Here is a 17756-nt window from a genome sequence, read left to right as displayed (position 1 = left end):
CAAGCCCCAACCCAGGCACCCCAAAGCCCCGGCCAGTCACCCGGCGCGGGGCTTTTTCTTTCGGCTCTTGTTCTTTTTTACCGGGGACACCGGGGACAAATCCGAAAAACCCGTGTAAGCCTTTGTCAAAATTGAAGAATTCTGTCCCCGGCAGCACCGGGGACAAACCCAAATCGACCGGGGACACCGGGGACAAATCTTTTCGGGGTCGTTCGCACAAGTCCAGCACCTGACCGGGCGTCCTGTTCCTTGGTGCTGGACCCCTCACACACCGAGAATGGCAGCGCGAAGAAAGCCCCGGCCGCCCCGCCTATCGGCGGCCCAGCAAGCCCCGCATACAGGGCCTACAGATCAAGGTCAAAGATGTTGGCAGTGATGCGGTAGCACCGGGCAAGCCCCACACCGGGCAAACGCTCCTTGACGCTGTGCCGGCCCTTCTCTTTGACAACCAGACAGCCATGTTCAACCAGCACGGCGGCCACGGCCTGGGCGTCGAAGCCCTGGCACACCTCACCCTTGAACACCTCGGACAGCACGAAGTATTCAACCGACACGCCCTCACCGAACGCGGCCGGCATGCGTTCGCCGTAGTCCGCTTGGTGGTCGGCGTTGGTCTTGATGGGCTCGCCTCGGTCGTTCAACATGCGGCGTAGGCCGGCCCGGTGCAGGGTCTTGCTGTTGTGGTCGTCGGCCGCCCGGTGCCACCAAGTGAAGCGCCCTTCCCCGTGCGCCTCCAGGAAGCGCCGCACCTGGCGCAGCATGGCGGTCACCTCGCCATTGCCGATGCCCCCACGGGCAGCCAGCCAGGCATTGAAGCAAGCACGGGCGGCCCGCTCACTCTCACCCGCTGCCCAGCCCGTCAGGCCCGCAGTGGTGGCCAACTCACCGGCCGCACCCACCAGGGCAAAGCGGGCGCCCACGCGCTCCACCTGGCCGCTGGCGGCCTCGGGCACGATCTGCAACGCCAAGCGCCCCGCAGCCTCACGAATGCGGGCCTTGAGGCCGTCGGCGTTCTCGGTCAGCCATTGCAACCAGTCACGGCCGGGGGCGCCGTACACGGTGCCGGCCTGCCCCACCACCTGGCGCGAGAAAGCGGCGCCACCGTCCAGGCCGTGCAGGTTCTCGAAAGCCCCCAGCCCCTGGCCAGCATCGGCCGGTATATCGGCCATGCGCACTTCTTGGCCGGTGCGGGTGCGCTTCATGCCTTCGGCCATGTGGTCGGCCAGGCCCAGTTCGCCAGCACTCAGGAACAGCAGGCGCCAGGAAAGACGGGCACGGGCCGCACCGCTGCGGGTGGACCGGGCCTTGCTCTGTTCGTTGGCCAGCATGTAGGCGCACTCGCCGGCCGTCTTGGGGTCCACCTGGGCCAGTTCATCCAGGATCAACAGCCCGTCACAGTGTTGGGCTGCGATGGCCTCCAAGGCGTTGTCCGTGGTGCGCCAGCGCTGCAGATAGCTGGGGCCACCGTACACGCTGGCGGCCACCTTCAAGGCTGTGGTCTTGCCGCTGGAACTGTCACCCCGGAAGTGAAAACCCCCGCTCTCCACACCACCAGGGCGCAGCAGCGGGCCAGCAAACGCACAGGCCACCGCGAACACAAGGCGCGAATTGCCGGCACACAACGCGCCCACGCGGTCGCGCCATTGCTCTGCCGTGCCCTTCACACGGAAGGTGTTTTCCTGGGCGTTCTCGCTCTGAAATACGATGCGTTCGGCATCGTCGCCCACGGTTTCATGCGGCAGCACAAAGGCGCGGCCATGCCAGCCCACGCGGTCGGTGCAGGTGGCGTAATCGTTAGGCGTGCGGGTTTGGATGTATTGCGTCAGCAGGTTGCGGGCGCGTGGGCTGGTGGCAATGCGCAGGCCCATGCCCAGCAGCGTGGCGCGGTATTCGCCACCGTCACCGGCCAGCATGCGGGCGGGCATAGCCCATTGCTTCAGGCGGCCCAGCGGGTCGGCAAAGTTCAACAGGTAGCCCCAGCCATGGCCGTCCTGGTCGCGGGTCAGTGCGTCCACATCCAGGCGGCTGCACACCCATTCGGGCTTGGTCGGTTCGCCGTCTTTGTCCACCCCTCGGTGAAACACGCCTTCGTCCACCACCATGAATCGGTCCCAATCGGGCACGGGCTTGTCGGGTGGCGCTGCAGGCGCACCAGGCGGCGAAGCTGGGGGCGCACCGGGCGGCACAGGTGGGCCGCTGGCGCCGTTTGTTGGGGCTGGCCCTGCCCTGCCCTTGGCCCTGGCCTGTTTCGCGTCCTGGGCGGCTTGCTGTTGGGCAGTGTGGGAATCAATGGCGACCTGCACAAGCCCCCGCACGACATCGAGGCCGGCAGCACCGCCCACGTGTTGGTGCAAATCGTTGAAGTCGCTGCCACCATCGGGGAGGCCCTCGGGCAACACCACTAGGCCGCGTACCGCCTGGGCCGCTGCGCTAGCCTTCATACGGCCGGGGTTGATGCCGGTCTGTGCCTCGGTGTCGCGGTCGTCGTCGCCACACACCACCAGCAGCGCGGCCGGGTGGGCCTTGCGCAAAGCGCAGGCCACGTGTTGCAGGTTGCCGGCATCGAAGGCCACCGCCACCGGATAGCCCGTGGCCTCAAACAGGCTGGCGGCCGTGGCGTAGCCCTCGGCAACCAATAGCACGGCCGGCGCGGTGCCGGCGTTGCCCAGCGCATGGCCCAGTAGGTGCCACAAACCGGACTTGCGGCCACCCTTGCCGAACAGCTTTTCAGGGGCACCGCTGGCGGGTTTCTCGGGAGCAATGCGCTGCAGGTTCCACAGAGTGCCGGCCGCATCGCGCAAAGGCACCAGCAGCACGCCACCAGGCGCAAAGCGCACCCCGTGGGCCTGCACCCCTTTGCGCACCAGGTAAGGGCTGGCGCCGGCCTCGCTGGCGACCTCCCACTGCGCCAGCGCATCGGCAGCGGCTGCGGCGTGTCGGGCCTCGGTGTCGGCCTGTTCCTGGCGCTGGCGCTCTGCCCGCTAGCGCTCGCGTTCGGCCAGCTCGGCAGGCGTGGGTGCGGTGGGTGCCTGGCCGGCCTTGGGCAGCGTGAAGCCGTGCTCCTTGGCCAAGTGCAACAGCGTGGCCACGCCCACACCGCCACCGGGCTTGATGCTGCGCCAGGTAGAGCGCACCCCGGCTTTGTCGTAGCGGTCGGCATCGCTGGCGCTCCAGGCGTCGAACAGGTCAAAGCCCGTGCCGTCCGGGTATTCCGCCTTGATGGCCATGCCCACCCGCGCCCATTCGTCGCGAGGCAGGCCGGCCGGAACAAAGGCCAGCGCCTGGCGGATCAGTTCGGGCGTGATGGGGGTTTGCGGGGTCATGCGATCAGGTCTAGTTCGCTCTGCCGGTCGTCTTTGCTGCGCAGCACGTACAGCGCCACGCGGTTGACGCTGCCGTCAGGGTTGATGTGTTCGGTCCATTGCCGGCCGATCTGGTGGCCAGCACAGCGCAGCTCGTGAATGCGGGCCGTGGGGTCGGGTGCGTTGCATCGGTCCTGCAGTTGCGCACCCGTGGCGGGGCTTTGCTGCAGCGCGGCCAGGATGGCGGCACGCTGGGCAGCAATGCCGTTGTAGGGGCGTGCTGGCGTTTGCACGGCGTCACCTCACCGCCCCCTGCGGCGGCGGCGCTGCACCAGGGCACGGGCCACGATGCGGGCGGCGGCCAACAGGCAAGCGCCCACCACGTAAGCCCCCATCACGGTCGCCGTCGCCGGCCGCCAAAGACCAGGCCCACCAATTAAGGTGGCCTCTGCCTGGCGCACGATTTCATCCACCACCGCCAACACGTTGTCACCCTCTTGGGCTGTACGGCCTTGTTGGGGCCGGGTCATTGCACGGCCCCTTCGGTGATGCGGGCCTGAATCCAGGTCAGCACGGCCGCTTCACTCCACACCGCCATGCGGCGGGTGATCTTGGTACAGGCGGGGAATTTGCCGGCCTTCATGAGGTCGTAAATCGTAGTCTTGGACGCGCCAACCAAGACCATCACTTCGGGTAGACGCAAGAGGCGATCACGGGGCACAACGGGTTTTTGAGCGTGGACAAGTTGCATGGTCGGTTCCTTTCGTATCCGCCCTAGACCGTCACAGCGATGGCGGGGCGTGAAGGAATTGGAAGACCGGCAAAACCGCCGATCAAGTCACCGCTTTGCCGATGCAACAGCCATACCGCCAGGCCGCGCAGCGCCTAGCAATGGGGCAAATTGGAAGCGGCAAAGATCGGCAAACGCTGCCGATCTGATAGGTCAGGCCGCGCCCTTCTTTGGCGCCCTCAACGCTTCGGCCACTCTGCCCATCGGTGATGCCGGCTTAAGGTAGGCGTCCCGCCGCCGTCTTACCTCTCGGTCGCTCAGACCGACCTCAGACACCACGGCGGCCACTGGCGAGGCATGACCTTGCTTTTCCAGTTCGCCAATCCGCTCGTGGATGCGCCTTCCGGTCCATTCGGGTTTCTGGTCCTTCACCAGCACGCGGGCCGGGGCCGAAGCCGGCGCCGCATTCACAGCCGCGCCCCATCCATACAACTTATTCGCCCGTGTTGCCAGTATCGAAATGAAGGCTTCGGCAATGGCCACGCCAGCTTCAGGCTCGGGCCTTTTCGCACGAACCGCTACCTCAATCCGTACACGCTCACGCAACAGGAACAGACGGCGCTCAGCCTCGGGCTTTGCCCTCCAGGCGGCAAGCTCTGGGCTCACGTTGTCGTCTATCCCCGCCCTCTCATCAAGCATCAAGGCCAACGGCACCTGACGGGCAAACTGGGTGAAGCCACTGCCATCATCAACAAACGGTGTCGCCAACTCACGATCCACACCGCGCACGGCGTCCCAAAATCCCCACTCCCGCAACTCGCCAGGATCAGCGGCTGGGTTTTCGTATTGGGTGAAATGCAGGCACTCCAAGTCGGCGGGCTGCAGGGCGCCCAGTACCTTGGCAATGGCCTGTTGAAGCGTCAAACCATCTCGGTCCGCCATCCAGTGCACCAGGTCATTCAAGGCCACTAGCTCGGCGCCCTCGCGGGTCCGCATCACGCCGTAGCGGCCACGCGGCTTCCACCCAGGTTCAGGCACCACTAGGCTGAGTCTGGCTAGCCTACCGCGTTCAATCGACGTGACGTTATCGGCCCGTCCCTTGGGCTTGTTCTTGGCTGCCATGTGCATTCCCGTGGATGCGCCCCCGAAAGAAAGCCCCAGCAGGCGGGCAGGGAACTCCCGCTTTTCGGTTCGCGGGCCTAGCTGGGGCATGGTCATTGTGCACATGCCCTGGATGGCACGGGTGTGTGTGCTCATGGCTGCACCTGCACCCCGGCCGCCAAGTGGCCGCCGGCGCTGCTTTTAGGGCTGGCGCTGGGCAACTGTTCTGCCAAGGCATCCAGGCCCGCCAGGACGGTTTCTAGCCCGCCCCGCAGGTGGTGCGCAACCGCCCGCAATTCGGCTTCGCCATCACGGCCACAGGCCGCCATGCTGGCCAGCGCCAGCAGTTCACGGCACCGGCCATGCACAAAGCCCAACAGCATTTCAGGGGATGCCGCCGCATTCAGTAGCAACACAGGGCCAGTAGCGCCAGCCTGAGCAAACAAATCGCAACCGGCCGGGGTAATGTCCACGTGCCCGGCTGGCACGGTAGCGGGCGCGGTGGGGGTGCTCATGACTGGCCCTTCACAGCAGTTGCCAGGTGGTGCTCTTCGGCCAACTGGCCCACATCGGGCACCGAATCATCCAGGGCCACGGCACACACCTTGACCAGCGCCAGCAGACGGGCGGCCATGCCACGCACGGCAAGGGGGTATTCCACGCCCATTTCATCGCTGGCGCGGGCGCTGTTGGCTTGGTCTATCAACGCTTGGGCCAAAGCCCCCGCCTCCCACATGGCATCCAAGGCCGCCAGGTGGCGGGTTTTGTCCAGGGTCACGCTGCCGTCAGCGTGTTTGATCCATCCGATCGATTTCATGATGATTTTCCTTCCAACTCGTTGAACATGCGCACCAGGTCACGCGCCACCCATGACACCTCGGAAATCAATTCACCGGCGTTGATCGGGTCCGGGTTGTTGATGCCACGAAACCACCGTTTCACCTCCGGCACACCCCCTGCAATCGCCTCCAGTTCGGCCAGCTTGTGGCTGGCTTGGCCTATCCACTCAATGGCGGTCAACAGCGGTTGCACATGGCACTCTAGGTCAATGTGCGGGGTCATGCTTGCACCTCCCCGGCCAGGTTGGCGGCCTCGCTGGCGCGTTTCAACAGGGTGGCGGCCCGCACCGCGCGGGCGGTGGCCAGGCGCAGCCTGGTGGGGTTGCAGTCCACCGCCCGCAGGCAGTGCAAGGCCGTGGCCAAGGCGTTTTCAGCCAGGCCGTGCAGGCGCAGGGTTTCCGGGTCGGTGGTGTTGCCGTGGGTCGGCTGGGGCGGTGCAGCTGGGCGCACCAAAGCAATGGCATTGGCCATGGGTGAGGCTCCTGAACGAGACTACAAACCCACGCGGTGCGTTTTCAAGCGCAACGGGTGGACGGGATGTTGAAAACACGGGTTCAGCCGTGCGGCCATCCTTGCGGGTAGGCCCATCCCGCCCAAAACCTTGGAGCGTGCACACGCGTGCACAGCCCCAGAAATCAGACGTGACAAAACCCCGCTGTACGGTGGGGGTTGCAACCGCTGAACCAAAGGTGTTTTCAAGCACCGGGCCTTTCGGCTTGCGGCCATTATGGCACGGCGCCGGGGCGGGGTGTCAAGGGGCGGCGGGCTGGCGCTGCCCGGGTCTTATGTCTTGTCTCTGACGAACTTGCCAATCAGCGCCATGATGGGGACACCCACAATGGCCACGCTCACCGCCCAGTGAGCGCCTATGTACGCGGTGTAAACAGCGCCAGCCATTGCCGCCAAGGTCATCACAGCCCCCAGCAGCTTGCCGCCCAGCGTGTCCCAAATCTCGGCCCGCATGGCTTTTCGATCCATGTCGATGCGGTGGGCCTGTTCGTTTTCTACCATTCCCATGATGCGCTCGGCCCCGTTGGGAATGATGTCGTTGAACTGCGCCAGGGCATCAGGGGGCGGTAGGGGGCCCGACCAGTTGGCCGCCACCAGGTGGCGTGTGGCCTCGGGCTTAGGCGTGGTGTGCTGAACCGGCTTTTTTCCGCTCATGCTGCAAAACGCTACCGAACACCCGCCCAACGCGCTCAACGTCACCACGCATGCGGTCCAAGTCAGACCCTGCCACCGTGCGGAAATGGTGGCGCTTTTCAACCTCGCCAGGCAAGCCGAAGCCGCTCAGGACAGCCCTGAGGAATGCGGTTTGGCGTGACTTGGTGCGTTTCATGGTGAATGGGAATGTAGCACAGGGCCCCTTATGAACCCCTCCACCCCCCCATAGTTCCCCATGGCCGCAGCAGCGCCAGCACCCCCGCCCCGGCCGGATGGCGTGTGCCAGGGGAAGCCCCTCCCGCGCTCATTTCCGGCAACGTCCGCACAAGCAAAACCGGGCAGGCCAGGGCATGGGGGGGAAGGGAAAACCGTAGCTTTGTAGGTGTGAATGAGTGAATTTCTTTCACATACTGATACCGTCCCCACTTTGCCCCCGGTTTGTCCCCGCTTTGTCCCCGGTTGCCTTTTCACTTCAAACCCTTACAAATCCTGGCTTTTCGGGGGTTTGTCCCCGGTGTCCCCGGTGTTTTGGCGGGAAAGGTGCCCAAGCAAACGCCCACCACCCGCAGCAGGCGCAAAAAAACCGCCCTGGCCTACCTGGCTGGGCGGTGTTTACGGCTGGCGCTGGGCTTCAGGCTCAGGCCGCCCGGCTGGAGAACTTGACCACGTTCCCTGCCTCGCGCCCGTCCAGGTAGTCGGCCCACCACTGCATCAACTTGGCGCGATCCTTCATGTAGGTGGACCGGTGGTAAGCGGCCCGCACCTGGTTGCGTTCTACATGGGCAAGCTGGCGTTCGATCACATCCGGGTTCCAACCGCATTCGTTGGCCACGGTGGAAAACAGCGCCCGGAACCCGTGGGCGGTGGCCTGGTTCTTGTAGCCCATACGCGCTAGGGCACTGTTCAGGGTGTTCTCGCTCAAGGGCTTGCTCGGGTAAAACGGACTGGGGAAGGCCAGTTCCTGGTCGCCAGAAAATGCCCGCATGCTGTGCAGCACTTCCAGGGCCTGCCGCGACAAGGGCACCCGGTGCTCGGTGCGCATCTTCATGCGGTCCGCTGGAATGACCCACAGCGCCCCCGCCAGGTCGAATTCGGACCAGCGTGCCCCCCGCACCTCACCGGGGCGGGTGGCGGTCAACACCAGCAGCCGCAGGGCGTGCAAGGTGTGCGGGTCGCCCTCGTAGGCGGCCAGCTTGGCCAGGAAGGCTGGCACCCCGGCCTCTTTCAACGCCAGGCGGTGGCGCACCTGCCGGGGCTTGAGGATTTCGGACCCCACCAGGTCCAGCATGGGGTTGTGCTCGATCCGCTCATGCACCAGCGCCCACCGGAAGGCCGCTTTCATGCGTTGCAACACCCGGGCCGCCATGTCCCCGGAACCCCGGGCCTCGATCTTGGCCACCGCCCGCTTCAGGTCCAGCGGCGCCACCCCGGCCATGGGCCGGTCGCCCAGCTCGGGGTAGATGTTGGCCTCCAGCGATGCGCGGATGCGGGCCAGCGTCACGGGTGCCCAGCGGGTCGCCTGGTGCTTGAGCCAGTCCTCGGTGACCGCCCGCAGGGTGTTGGCCGCCTCGTGCTTGGATTTGGCCTTGGCCTGCTGTTTGAGCGCCCCGGGGTCTTGGCCTTCGGCCAGGGTCTTGCGGGCCTGGGTGGCCAGTTCCCGGGCCTGCTTGAGGCCAGTGGCCGGGTAAACTCCCAACGCCAAGCGCTTTTCTTTGCCCCCGTGGCGGTACTTCAGTCGCCAGTAGCGGCCGCCGGCCTGGGTCAGTTCCAGGTACAGGCCGCCCCCGTCGAAGTGTTTGCCGGGTTCTTTGAGGTTGCGCAAGGCCGCGTCGTTTAACTTCATACTGGTCACCGTCGATGGGTTGGGGGCACATTTGGGGGCACATTGGGGATTTTCCCCGTTTTCCTCCTATGAAGTGTGATCCCTGTCGGCGACCACCTTGGTGAGCCGCATGCCCTTCCTGCACCGCCCCGCCCTCCTGGACCTGTTGCGCTACGTCGCCCAGTGGCTGCTGCTGGCCTGCGGGGTGGCTGTGCTGGCCGGCAGCGCCTCGGCCGTCTTCCTGTTCGCCCTGGACTGGGCCACCGACACCCGCAGCGCCCACCGCTGGCTGGTCTGGCTGTTGCCACTGGCGGGCTTTGCCGTGGGCTGGGTGTACCTGCGCTACGGCCAGTCGGTGGAGGCGGGCAACAACCTGCTGATCAACGAAATCCACGACCCGAAAAAGGTGGTGCCGCTGCGCATGGCGCCGCTGGTGCTGGGGGGCACCGTCGTCTCGCACCTGTTCGGCGCGTCGGTCGGGCGCGAAGGCACGGCGGTGCAGATGGGCGGCGCCCTGGCCGACCAGTTCACCCGCCTGTTCCGGCTGGGGCCGGACGACCGACGCCTCCTGCTGATGGCCGGCATCAGCGCGGGCTTCTCGTCGGTGTTTGGCACGCCCCTGGCCGGGGCGGTGTTCGGGCTGGAGGTGCTGGCGCTGGGCCGGCTGCGCTACAACGCCTTGCTGCCCTGCCTGGTGGCCGCGGTCGTGGCCGACCAGGTCGGGCGGCTCTGGGGCGTGCACCACACGCACTACGCCATCGGCGCCGTGCCGGGGCTGACGCCCTGGGTGCTGGCGGCGGTGGGGATCGCTGGCATCTGCTTCGGCCTGACGGGCAAGCTCTTTGCCGAACTGACCCACGCCCTGTCCAGCGGGATGAAGCGCGCCATCGCCTACGCGCCGCTGCGGCCCCTGGCCGGCGGCGCGGCGGTGGCCGCCAGCGTCTGGTGCCTGGGGGCCGACCGCTACGTCGGCCTGGGCATCCCGGTGATCGTCGAGGCCTTCGAGCAGCCCGTGCCCTGGTACGACGCCGCGGCCAAGCTGGCGCTGACGGTGGCATCGCTGGGCAGCGGCTTCAAGGGCGGCGAAGTGACGCCGCTGTTTTTCATTGGCGCCACGCTGGGCAATGCCCTGGCGCCGCTGCTGGACCTGCCTTTTGGCCTGCTGGCGGGGCTGGGCTTTGTGGCGGTGTTCGCGGGCGCGGCCAACACCCCCATCGCCTCCACGCTGATGGCGATGGAGCTGTTTGGCGCCGAGGTGGGCGTGTTCGCGGCCACGGCCTGCGTGGTGAGCTACCTGTTTTCCGGCCACAGCGGCATCTACCGTTCGCAGCGGGTGGGCCAGGCCAAGCACCGCCACGCGCCCGAGGGCATCCCGCTGGGCGACCTGCCGGCCCACCGGCGGGCCGAGGCTCAGGCGGAGGCCCAAGCCTTGGAAAAACCGCCTGAACGGCCCGACCCACCCGCGCCGCCGCGCTGAACGGCCTGGGCTGCCAAAGCCCAGCCACCGTCGGCCGCGCCAGGCCACAACCGGGGGCAGGCCACGCCGGGGTAACGCTCAGGCCGAGCCCTGCGCCGCCACCCAGGCCTCGAAGGCGTCGGCCTCCAGCGGCCGGCTGAACAGGTAGCCCTGGAACTGGTGGCAGCCGTGCCGCTGCAGAAAGCCGCGCTGGTCTTCGGTTTCCACCCCTTCGGCGATGACCGCCAGCCCCAGGCTGTGGCCCAGGGTCAGGATGGCGCGGACGATGGCGGCGTCGTTGGCGTCGTCCAGCAGGTGGCGCACGAAACCCTGGTCCACCTTGAGCTGCTCCAGCGGCAGGCGCTTGATGTAGCTCAGCGACGAGTAGCCGGTGCCGAAGTCGTCCAGCGCAAACTGCACCCCGTGGCGGCGCAGCGCGTCCATCTTGGCGACCAGGCTGTGCACGTCCTCGGCCAGGGTGCTTTCGGTCAGCTCCAGTTTCAGCCGCGACGGCTCGGCCCCGGTCTGGGCCAGCAGCTGCAGCACCTGCGGCACAAAGTCGGCCTGCTTGAACTGGTGGGCACTAACGTTGACCGCCAGCGTCAGGTCGCGCAGCTGCGGGTCGCGCGCCCAGGCGGCCAGCCGCTCGCAGGCGCTCTGCAGCACCCAGTGGCCCAGTTCCAGAATGAAGCCGGTCTGCTCGGCCAGGGGAATGAACTGCGCCGGCGACACCGCGCCGCGCTCCGGGTGCCACCAGCGCAACAGGGCCTCGGCCCCCAGCGCCCGCCCGCTGTCGTCCACCTGGGGCTGGTAGTGCAGGCGGAACTGGCCCAGCGCCAGCCCCTGGCGCAGGTCGGCCTCCAGCGCGGTGCGCACCGTCAGCGCCACCTGCAGGGCCGCGTCGTAAAAGTGGTAGCGGGCGCGGCCCCGGCGCTTGGCCTCGTACATGGCCAGGTCGGCGTGCGACAGCACCTCGTCGCCGCTGAGTGCCGGCGGGTGGCCGAACAACGCCACGCCGACGCTGCCGCTGCAGGCGTAGGCCCGGCCCGCCGGCTGGAAAGGCTGGGCAAAGATGCCGATCACCTGCTGCGCCAGGGCCTGGGCGCGGGCGCTGGCCTGGGCCACGTCGTCGCCCAGGCCACCGGCCAGCACCACGAATTCGTCGCCCCCGAAGCGGGACACGGTGTCGCTGTCGCGGGCGCAGGCACGCAGGCGCTGGGCCACCTGCTGCAGCAACTCGTCGCCGCTGGCGTGGCCACGGCTGTCGTTCAGGGTCTTGAAGTCGTCCAGGTCGATCAGCAGCAGCGCGCCTATGCCCTGGCCCCCATCGGCGCCGCTGAGCGCGCGGTGCAGGCGATCGGTCAGCAGGCGGCGGTTGGGCAGGCCGGTCACCGGGTCGTAGTAGGCGAGCTGCTCGATCTCGGCCTCGGCCTGGCGCTGGCGGGAAATGTCGCGCACCAGGCCGACGAACATCACCCGCCCGGCCTGCTCGATTTCCGACACCGCCAGGTGCATCGGGAAGGCGCTGCCGTCGCGGCGCCGGCCCTCGACCTCGCGGCCACTGCCCAGGATGCGCGACACCCCGGTCGCGCGGTAGCGCGCCAGGTGGCGCGGGTGTTCCCCGGCTTGGGGCTCGGCCATCAGCAGCCCGACATCGCGCCCGAGCACGTCGGCGGCGGCGTGGCCGAAAATCCGCTCGGCGGCGGGGTTGAAGCTGAGCACCCGGCCGCCCTCGTCCAGGGTGATGACGCCGTCGATCACGTTGTCGAGGATGGCCTGGGTGTGCTGGGCCGCTTCGGTCAGGGCGCACTGCTGGCGGGCGATGGCGCGTTCGCCGGCGCGGATGGTGCGCAGCATCAGCAGAGACAGCAAGGCCCAGACGGCCAGCAGGCCGGCGGTGAGCCCCAGCGCCTGCCACAGCGGCGGCGCGAAAACCGGCCAGTGGGTCTGCCACTCGTCGTACACCACCTCCACCCGCAGGGGGGTGCCCGCCACGGCCTGGCCCACGGCGGTCAGGCGCTGGCCGGTGACCGGGTCGGTCCAGTCGGTGCGGTGCGGGCCGCCGTTCTGGCCGGGCGCCGCGGCCCCGGCCGCGTGCTGGAAGGCCAGGGCGCGCGGGTCCACCGGGTCGACCACGCCGGTCAGGGCCGCGCCGCTGCGGGCGTCCCACACGCGGTAGCGGGCCTGCGGCAGCACGGCGCGCAACTGCTGCTCCAGCTCCCGCACAAAGCGTTGGGGGTCGTGCAGCAGCCAGACCTGGGCGTCCCCCTCGACCGTGCGGGCCTGGGCAAAGGTCAGCACCAGGCTGCCGGCCGGTGGGCAACGGGCACCGGGCTCGGCCGCGGGCATCACCCACAGCAGCGAGGTTTCTATGGCGGCGCGTTCGGCCAGGAAGCGCGGGCAGTAAGACGCCAGGGGGTGGGCGCCGGGCACCGCCCCGGCCCCCGACAGCACCAGCCCATTGGGCTGGACCAGCAGCAGGTCGAGCGTGCCGGGGATGAAGGCCACGAACTGGCGCAGCAGGTCCTGCAGGGCCTGGGGGCCGGCGCCGCTGAGCAGGGTGGCCTGGTTGATCTGGACCACCAGCTGGCGCACCAGGTGTTTCTGCACCTGGAGCTGGTCGCCCACCGCGCCGGCCTGGCGCTGCACCACCGCCTCCACCTGCTGTTGCAGCTGGGCGGTGCCGCCGTGCCACTCGTCCCAGCGCTGCAGGCCCACAAACGACAGCACCAGCAGCAGCACCAGCGCGTTCAACAGCGACACCAGGGTGCCGGGTCGGCGCGCCAGCCGTTGCCACAGGGCGGTGATGGGGCCGGGCATCACAGGGCCTGGATCTGGTCGAACAGGCGCAGGCCCTGCGGCCCCCCCAGCGCCCGGGCCACGTCGCGCAGCACGGGCTGCAGCCCGTCCGCCTGCCACGGCACCCAGGTCAAGCGCCCGGGTTCGGCCAGCCAGCGCGCGTCGCGCTCCTGCTCCTGCCGGGCCAGTTCGCTGCCCCAGGCCGAGGCCTCGTCGGCGCAGGCGGCCACCAGTTCGCGCTGGGCCGCCGTCCAGCCCGCCCAGCGGGCCGCCGACGCGAACACGAACTGCCGCTGCGGCATGTGGTTGCTGGGCATCAGGTGGCTCTGGTGGGCGTGCAACTGGCCGGCGCGCACAAAGTTCGGCGGGTTCTCCTGCGCGTCCACCTTGCCCAGGCGCAGGGCGTCGGCCAGATCGGGGAAGGGAATGGGCACCGTCTCGGCACCCAGCCGGCGCCAGACGGCCGTCCAGGCCGCGTCGGGCGGCAGGCGCAGGCGCAGGCCGGCCAGGTCGGCCGGGCGGGCAATGGGCCGGTTGGCGGTGAGCATGCGCGTACCGACGTAGTGCCAGGACAGCACCCGCAACCCCGCCGCGTCAAGCTGCTGGCGCAGGGCCAGCCCCACCGGGCTGGCGTAGGTCTGCAAGGCGTGGTCCACGCTGCGGTACAAAAAAGGCAGGTTCACCACCAGGTACGCGTCGCCCAGGCTGCCCACCACCACGTCGCCGGCCACCGTCAGGTCCAGCGCCCCCTGGCGCAGCAGCGACAGGTGTTCGCGCTCGTCGCCCAGCACCGCCGCGCCGACGACGCGCACCCGCAGCGCCCCGCCGGAGCGCTGCGCCAGCCGCTCGGCCAAGCGCTGGGCGATGCGGTCGGGCATGCTGCCGGCGGGGAACTGGTGCCCCAGGGTCAGCACCCGGGGCCCGACCGGGCGGGCCCATGCGCCACCCGCCCCGGTCGAAACCAGGGCCGCGGCCCCCGACAACCACGTGCGTCTGCGCATCCGATGTTCCAGAAATAGCAGACTTGAGCTTACACGAAACTCGCCTCTGCTCAAACGCGGCTGCGCAGGGTCCGGCTCAGCAGAATGACCGGGATCAACCCGACCAGCACCAGCGTGAGCGCCGGCAGCGCGGCCTCGCCCAGGCGCTCGTCGCGGGCCAGCTGGTAGGTGACCACCGCCAGGGTGTCGCTGTTGAACGGCCGCAGCACCAGGGTGGCGGGCAGCTCCTTCATCACGTCCACGAACACCAGCAGCGCGGCCGCGGCGGTGGAGCGGCGCAACAGCGGCCAGTGGACCCGGGCCATCAGCCCGAGGCCGGTGGTGCCCAGCATGCGGGCAGAATCGTCCAGGCTGGGCGGGATGCGGGCGTAGCCGCTCTGCACCGACTGCAGCGCCACCGCGGTGAAGCGCACCAAATAGGCCCAGACGATGCCCAGCGCCGTGGCCGTGACCCAGTACCCCACGCTGGTGTCGGGGCGGGCGGCCTGCAGCCAGCCCACCGGCAGCAGCAGGCCCACCACCACCACCGCGCCGGGCACGGCATAGCCCAGGCCCACCACGCGGGTGACGCCGCCGGTGAGCCAGCCCGGCTGGCGCCGCTGGGCAAAGCCCAGCGCCAGGGCGGCCAGGGTGGCCAGGGCCGCGCTGAGCCCGGCCAGCCACAGGCTGTTGCGCGCCCATTGCAGAAACGGGGCCCAGGGCAGTTCGTCCCAGCCGCCCAGCAGCGGGCGCAGCATGAACCCCACCGGCAGCACAAAGCCGAACAACACCGGCAGACCACAGGTGGCCCAGGCCGCCCACAGGCCCCAGCGCCGCAGGTGGGCCGGCTGGGCCTCCGCGCCGCTCTGGCGCCCGCCCCGGCTGTTGACGAAACGCAGGCGCCGCTGCGCCCGGTGCTCCAGCCACAGCAGCAGGCCCACGGTGGCCAGCAGCAGGGTGGCCAGTTGCGCGGCGGCCAGGCGGTTGTCCATCACCAGCCAGGCCTTGTAGACGCCGGCGGTGAAGGTCTGGATGCCGAAGTAGCTGGCCACCCCGAAGTCGGCCAGGGTTTCCATCAGCGCCAGCGCCACACCGGCGGCCACCGCGGGGCGGGCCAGCGGCAGCGCCACCTCGCGGATGCGGCGCGACAGTGGCGCGCCCAACAGACGGGCGGCCTCCATCAGCTGCGCGGCGCGTTCGCTCAGGGCGGTGCGGGCCAGCAGGTACACATAGGGGTAGAGCGAAAAGGTGAACACCCAGACCGCGCCCCAGGTGTTGCGCACCTCGGGGAAGACGCGGCCCTGCCAGCCGAAGGTGGCGCGCAGCCAGACCTGCAGCGGGCCGGAGAACTGCAGAAAGTCGGTGTAAGCGTAGGCCACCACGTAGGCCGGCATGGCCAGCGGCAGCAGCAGCGCCCATTCAAAAGCGCGCCGGCCGGGAAAGTCGAACAGCGTCACCGCACTGGCCGTGCCCATGCCCACCACGGCCACCCCCAGCGCCACCGCCAGGCACAGCCACAGGCTGGTGCCCACGTACTCCGGCAACACGGTGTCGGCCATCTGGCGCAGCACGTCCAGCGCGGCGGCGTCGAACTGCCACCACGACGCGGCCAGCGCCAGCACCGGCAGGGCCAGCAGCCCGGCAAACAGCAGCAAGCCGCACTGGGCCAGCGCAGCGCCCACACGGGCCAGGGTCGGGGAAGGTTTTTGTGCCATATCAACGCAAATGAGAATGGTCATTATCTACAATGTGCCGTATGTTCCTGACCGTCTCGCAGTTGTCCATCCAGTACCCCGGCGCCGCCCAGGCGTCGGTGGACGGCGTGTCCTTTGGCCTGGCGGCCGGCGACATCGGGGTGCTGATCGGCCCGTCGGGCTGCGGCAAGACCACGCTGCTGCGCGCCGTGGCCGGGCTGGAACGCGCCAGCGGTGGCAGCATCCGCCTCGGCGGCGAGGTGGTCAGCAGTGCCCAGGCCCACACCCCGGCCGAGCAGCGCCGCATCGGCATGGTGTTCCAGGACTACGCCCTGTTTCCGCACCTGGACGTGGCGCGCAACGTGGGCTTCGGCCTCAAGCACCTGGGCACGCGCGAGCGCCAGGCCCGGGTGCAGGAGGTGCTGGCCCTGGTCGGCCTGGACGGCCTGCAGGGCCGCTACCCGCACGAACTCTCGGGCGGCCAGCAGCAGCGCGTGGCGCTGGCCCGCGCGCTGGCGCCCAGCCCGCGCCTGCTGCTGCTGGACGAGCCGTTTTCCAACCTCGACGTGGACCTGCGCGAACGCCTGGCGCACGAGATCCGCGGCATCCTCAAGGCCGCCGGCGCCACCGCCCTGTTCGTCACCCACGACCAGCTGGAGGCCTTCGCCATCGGCGACGTGATCGGCGTGATGCACCAGGGGCACCTGCACCAGTGGGACGACGCCTACGCCCTGTACCACCGCCCGGCCACGCGGTTTGTGGCGGAATTCATCGGCCACGGCGTGTTCACCCCGGCCCAGATCCAGCTCAGCGGCGACGAGGTGGTGGTCCACACCCCGCTGGGCGCGCTGCAGGACGTGGAGGAATGCCCCCTGCCCAGCGCCTACGAGGCCGGGCTGTGCGACGTGCTGCTGCGCGCCGACGACATCGTTCACGACGACGACGCGCCGGTGAAGGCGCGCATCGTGCGCAAGGCCTTCCGGGGCTCCGAGTTTTTGTACACCCTGCGGCTGGACAGCGGCGAAACGGTGATGACCCACGTGCCCTCGCACCACAACCACGCCGTGGGCGAGTGGATCGGCATCCGCGTGGCGGTGGACCACGTGGTGACCTTTGAACGCGGCGCCGGCGCCGGGGCCCCACCCGCGCCGGCGGCCCCGCGCGTGCCGGCCTGAACGGCGGCTCCGCACCGAGCCGAACGGCCCCGGCCGCCACCCGTTCGTGCCCGTCCGCGCCCGGGTGGCGCGGTACACTTCGCGCAGACCGGGCCGCGCCACGGCGGCCCCACGGTCCTCAGACCCCATCATCACAGGCTGCCCCACCCATGACCCCCGCCGAACAAGCCCTGCGCGACGCCGCCCTCGACTACCACCGCTCCCCGAACAAAGGCAAGATTTCGGTCAACCCGACCAAGCCGCTGTCCAACCAGCGCGACCTGAGCCTGGCCTACTCCCCGGGCGTGGCCTTCCCCTGCCTGGCGATCGAGCAAGACCCCAAGCTGGCGGCCGAGTACACCAGCCGCGGCAACCTGGTCGGCGTCATCACCAACGGCACCGCCGTGCTGGGCCTGGGCGACATCGGCCCGCTGGCCTCCAAGCCGGTGATGGAGGGCAAGGGCTGCCTGTTCAAGAAGTTCGCCGGCATCGACGTGTTCGACATCGAGCTGGCCGAGCGCGACCCGGACAAACTGGTCGAGATCATCGCCAGCATGGAGCCGACGCTGGGCGGCATCAACCTGGAAGACATCAAGGCGCCCGAGTGCTTCTACATCGAAAAGAAGCTCAAGGAGCGCATGAACATCCCGGTGTTCCACGACGACCAGCACGGCACCGCCATCATCTCCAGCGCCGCGCTGCTGAACGGCCTGGA

General features: G+C 68.9%; 16 protein-coding genes and 1 pseudogene. 3 read left to right on the top strand and 14 right to left on the bottom strand.

The annotated features are described in order from the left end of the window. Nucleotides 1-344 precede the first annotated feature (344 nt). The 11 genes from HA630_RS18950 to HA630_RS18895 all read right to left on the bottom strand — a co-directional run bounded on the left by HA630_RS18950 (nt 345) and on the right by HA630_RS18895 (nt 8979). Nucleotides 345-2864 carry a DUF927 domain-containing protein gene (locus tag HA630_RS18950; RefSeq protein WP_166836813.1) on the bottom strand — a complete coding sequence of 840 codons (2520 nt, stop codon included), beginning with the start codon at nt 2862-2864 and terminating at the stop codon, nt 345-347. Nucleotides 2865-2981: 117 nt separating this feature from the next. Next, nucleotides 2982-3323, bottom strand: coding sequence for a PriCT-2 domain-containing protein (locus HA630_RS18945; protein WP_166836812.1), 342 nt, complete (start codon nt 3321-3323; stop codon nt 2982-2984). Next, complete coding sequence (locus HA630_RS18940) at nt 3320-3595, bottom strand: helix-turn-helix domain-containing protein (protein ID WP_166836810.1); 276 nt, start codon at nt 3593-3595, stop codon at nt 3320-3322. Before HA630_RS18940 ends, HA630_RS18945 begins: the two co-directional genes overlap by 4 nt. Before the next feature lie 233 nt (nt 3596-3828). Then, nucleotides 3829-4053: an AlpA family transcriptional regulator gene (locus tag HA630_RS18935; protein ID WP_166836808.1), complete on the bottom strand. Its 225-nt coding sequence runs from the start codon at nt 4051-4053 to the stop codon at nt 3829-3831. A gap of 192 nt (nt 4054-4245) precedes the next feature. Then, nucleotides 4246-5289, bottom strand: coding sequence for a hypothetical protein (locus HA630_RS18930; RefSeq protein ID WP_166836806.1), 1044 nt, complete (start codon nt 5287-5289; stop codon nt 4246-4248). Continuing rightward, nucleotides 5286-5648 carry a hypothetical protein gene (locus tag HA630_RS18925; protein ID WP_166836804.1) on the bottom strand — a complete coding sequence of 121 codons (363 nt, stop codon included), beginning with the start codon at nt 5646-5648 and terminating at the stop codon, nt 5286-5288. Before HA630_RS18925 ends, HA630_RS18930 begins: the two co-directional genes overlap by 4 nt. Further along, entirely contained in the window at nt 5645-5950 is a 306-nt protein-coding gene (locus tag HA630_RS18920) for a hypothetical protein (protein WP_166836802.1), read from the bottom strand. The genes HA630_RS18925 and HA630_RS18920 overlap by 4 nt, the downstream gene beginning before the upstream one ends. Continuing rightward, complete coding sequence (locus HA630_RS18915; RefSeq protein ID WP_166836800.1) at nt 5947-6195, bottom strand: hypothetical protein; 249 nt, start codon at nt 6193-6195, stop codon at nt 5947-5949. The genes HA630_RS18920 and HA630_RS18915 overlap by 4 nt, the downstream gene beginning before the upstream one ends. Continuing rightward, nucleotides 6192-6443, bottom strand: a complete 252-nt coding sequence (locus tag HA630_RS18910; protein WP_166836798.1) for a hypothetical protein — start codon at nt 6441-6443, stop codon at nt 6192-6194. Before HA630_RS18910 ends, HA630_RS18915 begins: the two co-directional genes overlap by 4 nt. A gap of 312 nt (nt 6444-6755) precedes the next feature. Then, nucleotides 6756-7136 carry a DUF2335 domain-containing protein gene (locus tag HA630_RS18905; protein WP_166836796.1) on the bottom strand — a complete coding sequence of 127 codons (381 nt, stop codon included), beginning with the start codon at nt 7134-7136 and terminating at the stop codon, nt 6756-6758. Between the two features lie 637 nt (nt 7137-7773). Then, complete coding sequence (locus HA630_RS18895; protein WP_166836792.1) at nt 7774-8979, bottom strand: integrase arm-type DNA-binding domain-containing protein; 1206 nt, start codon at nt 8977-8979, stop codon at nt 7774-7776. Between the two features lie 109 nt (nt 8980-9088). On the opposite strand from HA630_RS18895, the gene HA630_RS18890 reads away from it, so the two are divergent. Then, nucleotides 9089-10435: a voltage-gated chloride channel family protein gene (locus tag HA630_RS18890; protein ID WP_166836790.1), complete on the top strand. Its 1347-nt coding sequence runs from the start codon at nt 9089-9091 to the stop codon at nt 10433-10435. A 78-nt stretch (nt 10436-10513) separates the two neighbouring features. Here HA630_RS18890 and HA630_RS18885 read toward each other — a convergent pair whose 3' ends face one another. Genes HA630_RS18885 through HA630_RS18875 form a run of 3 tightly spaced genes read right to left on the bottom strand, consistent with a single transcriptional unit; the run spans nt 10514 to nt 15908 of the window. After that, nucleotides 10514-13234: a bifunctional diguanylate cyclase/phosphodiesterase gene (locus HA630_RS18885; RefSeq protein WP_166836788.1), complete on the bottom strand. Its 2721-nt coding sequence runs from the start codon at nt 13232-13234 to the stop codon at nt 10514-10516. Beyond that, nucleotides 13234-14214 carry a TRAP transporter substrate-binding protein gene (locus tag HA630_RS18880; protein ID WP_208300173.1) on the bottom strand — a complete coding sequence of 327 codons (981 nt, stop codon included), beginning with the start codon at nt 14212-14214 and terminating at the stop codon, nt 13234-13236. Before HA630_RS18880 ends, HA630_RS18885 begins: the two co-directional genes overlap by 1 nt. A 50-nt stretch (nt 14215-14264) precedes the next feature. After that, a complete protein-coding gene (locus HA630_RS18875) occupies nt 14265-15908 on the bottom strand; it encodes an iron ABC transporter permease (RefSeq protein ID WP_166836784.1) in 1644 nt (547 codons plus the stop codon). A gap of 41 nt (nt 15909-15949) precedes the next feature. On the opposite strand from HA630_RS18875, the gene HA630_RS18870 reads away from it, so the two are divergent. Beyond that, complete coding sequence (locus HA630_RS18870; protein ID WP_166836782.1) at nt 15950-17062, top strand: ABC transporter ATP-binding protein; 1113 nt, start codon at nt 15950-15952, stop codon at nt 17060-17062. Between the two features lie 149 nt (nt 17063-17211). Continuing rightward, nucleotides 17212-17756, top strand: a pseudogene (locus HA630_RS18865) (NADP-dependent malic enzyme); the annotation flags it as partial.

This window comes from Aquabacterium sp. A08, assembly GCF_011742065.1.
The sequence above is the reverse complement of the archived record's forward strand: the minus strand, read 5'-3'. Positions and strand labels throughout refer to the sequence as shown.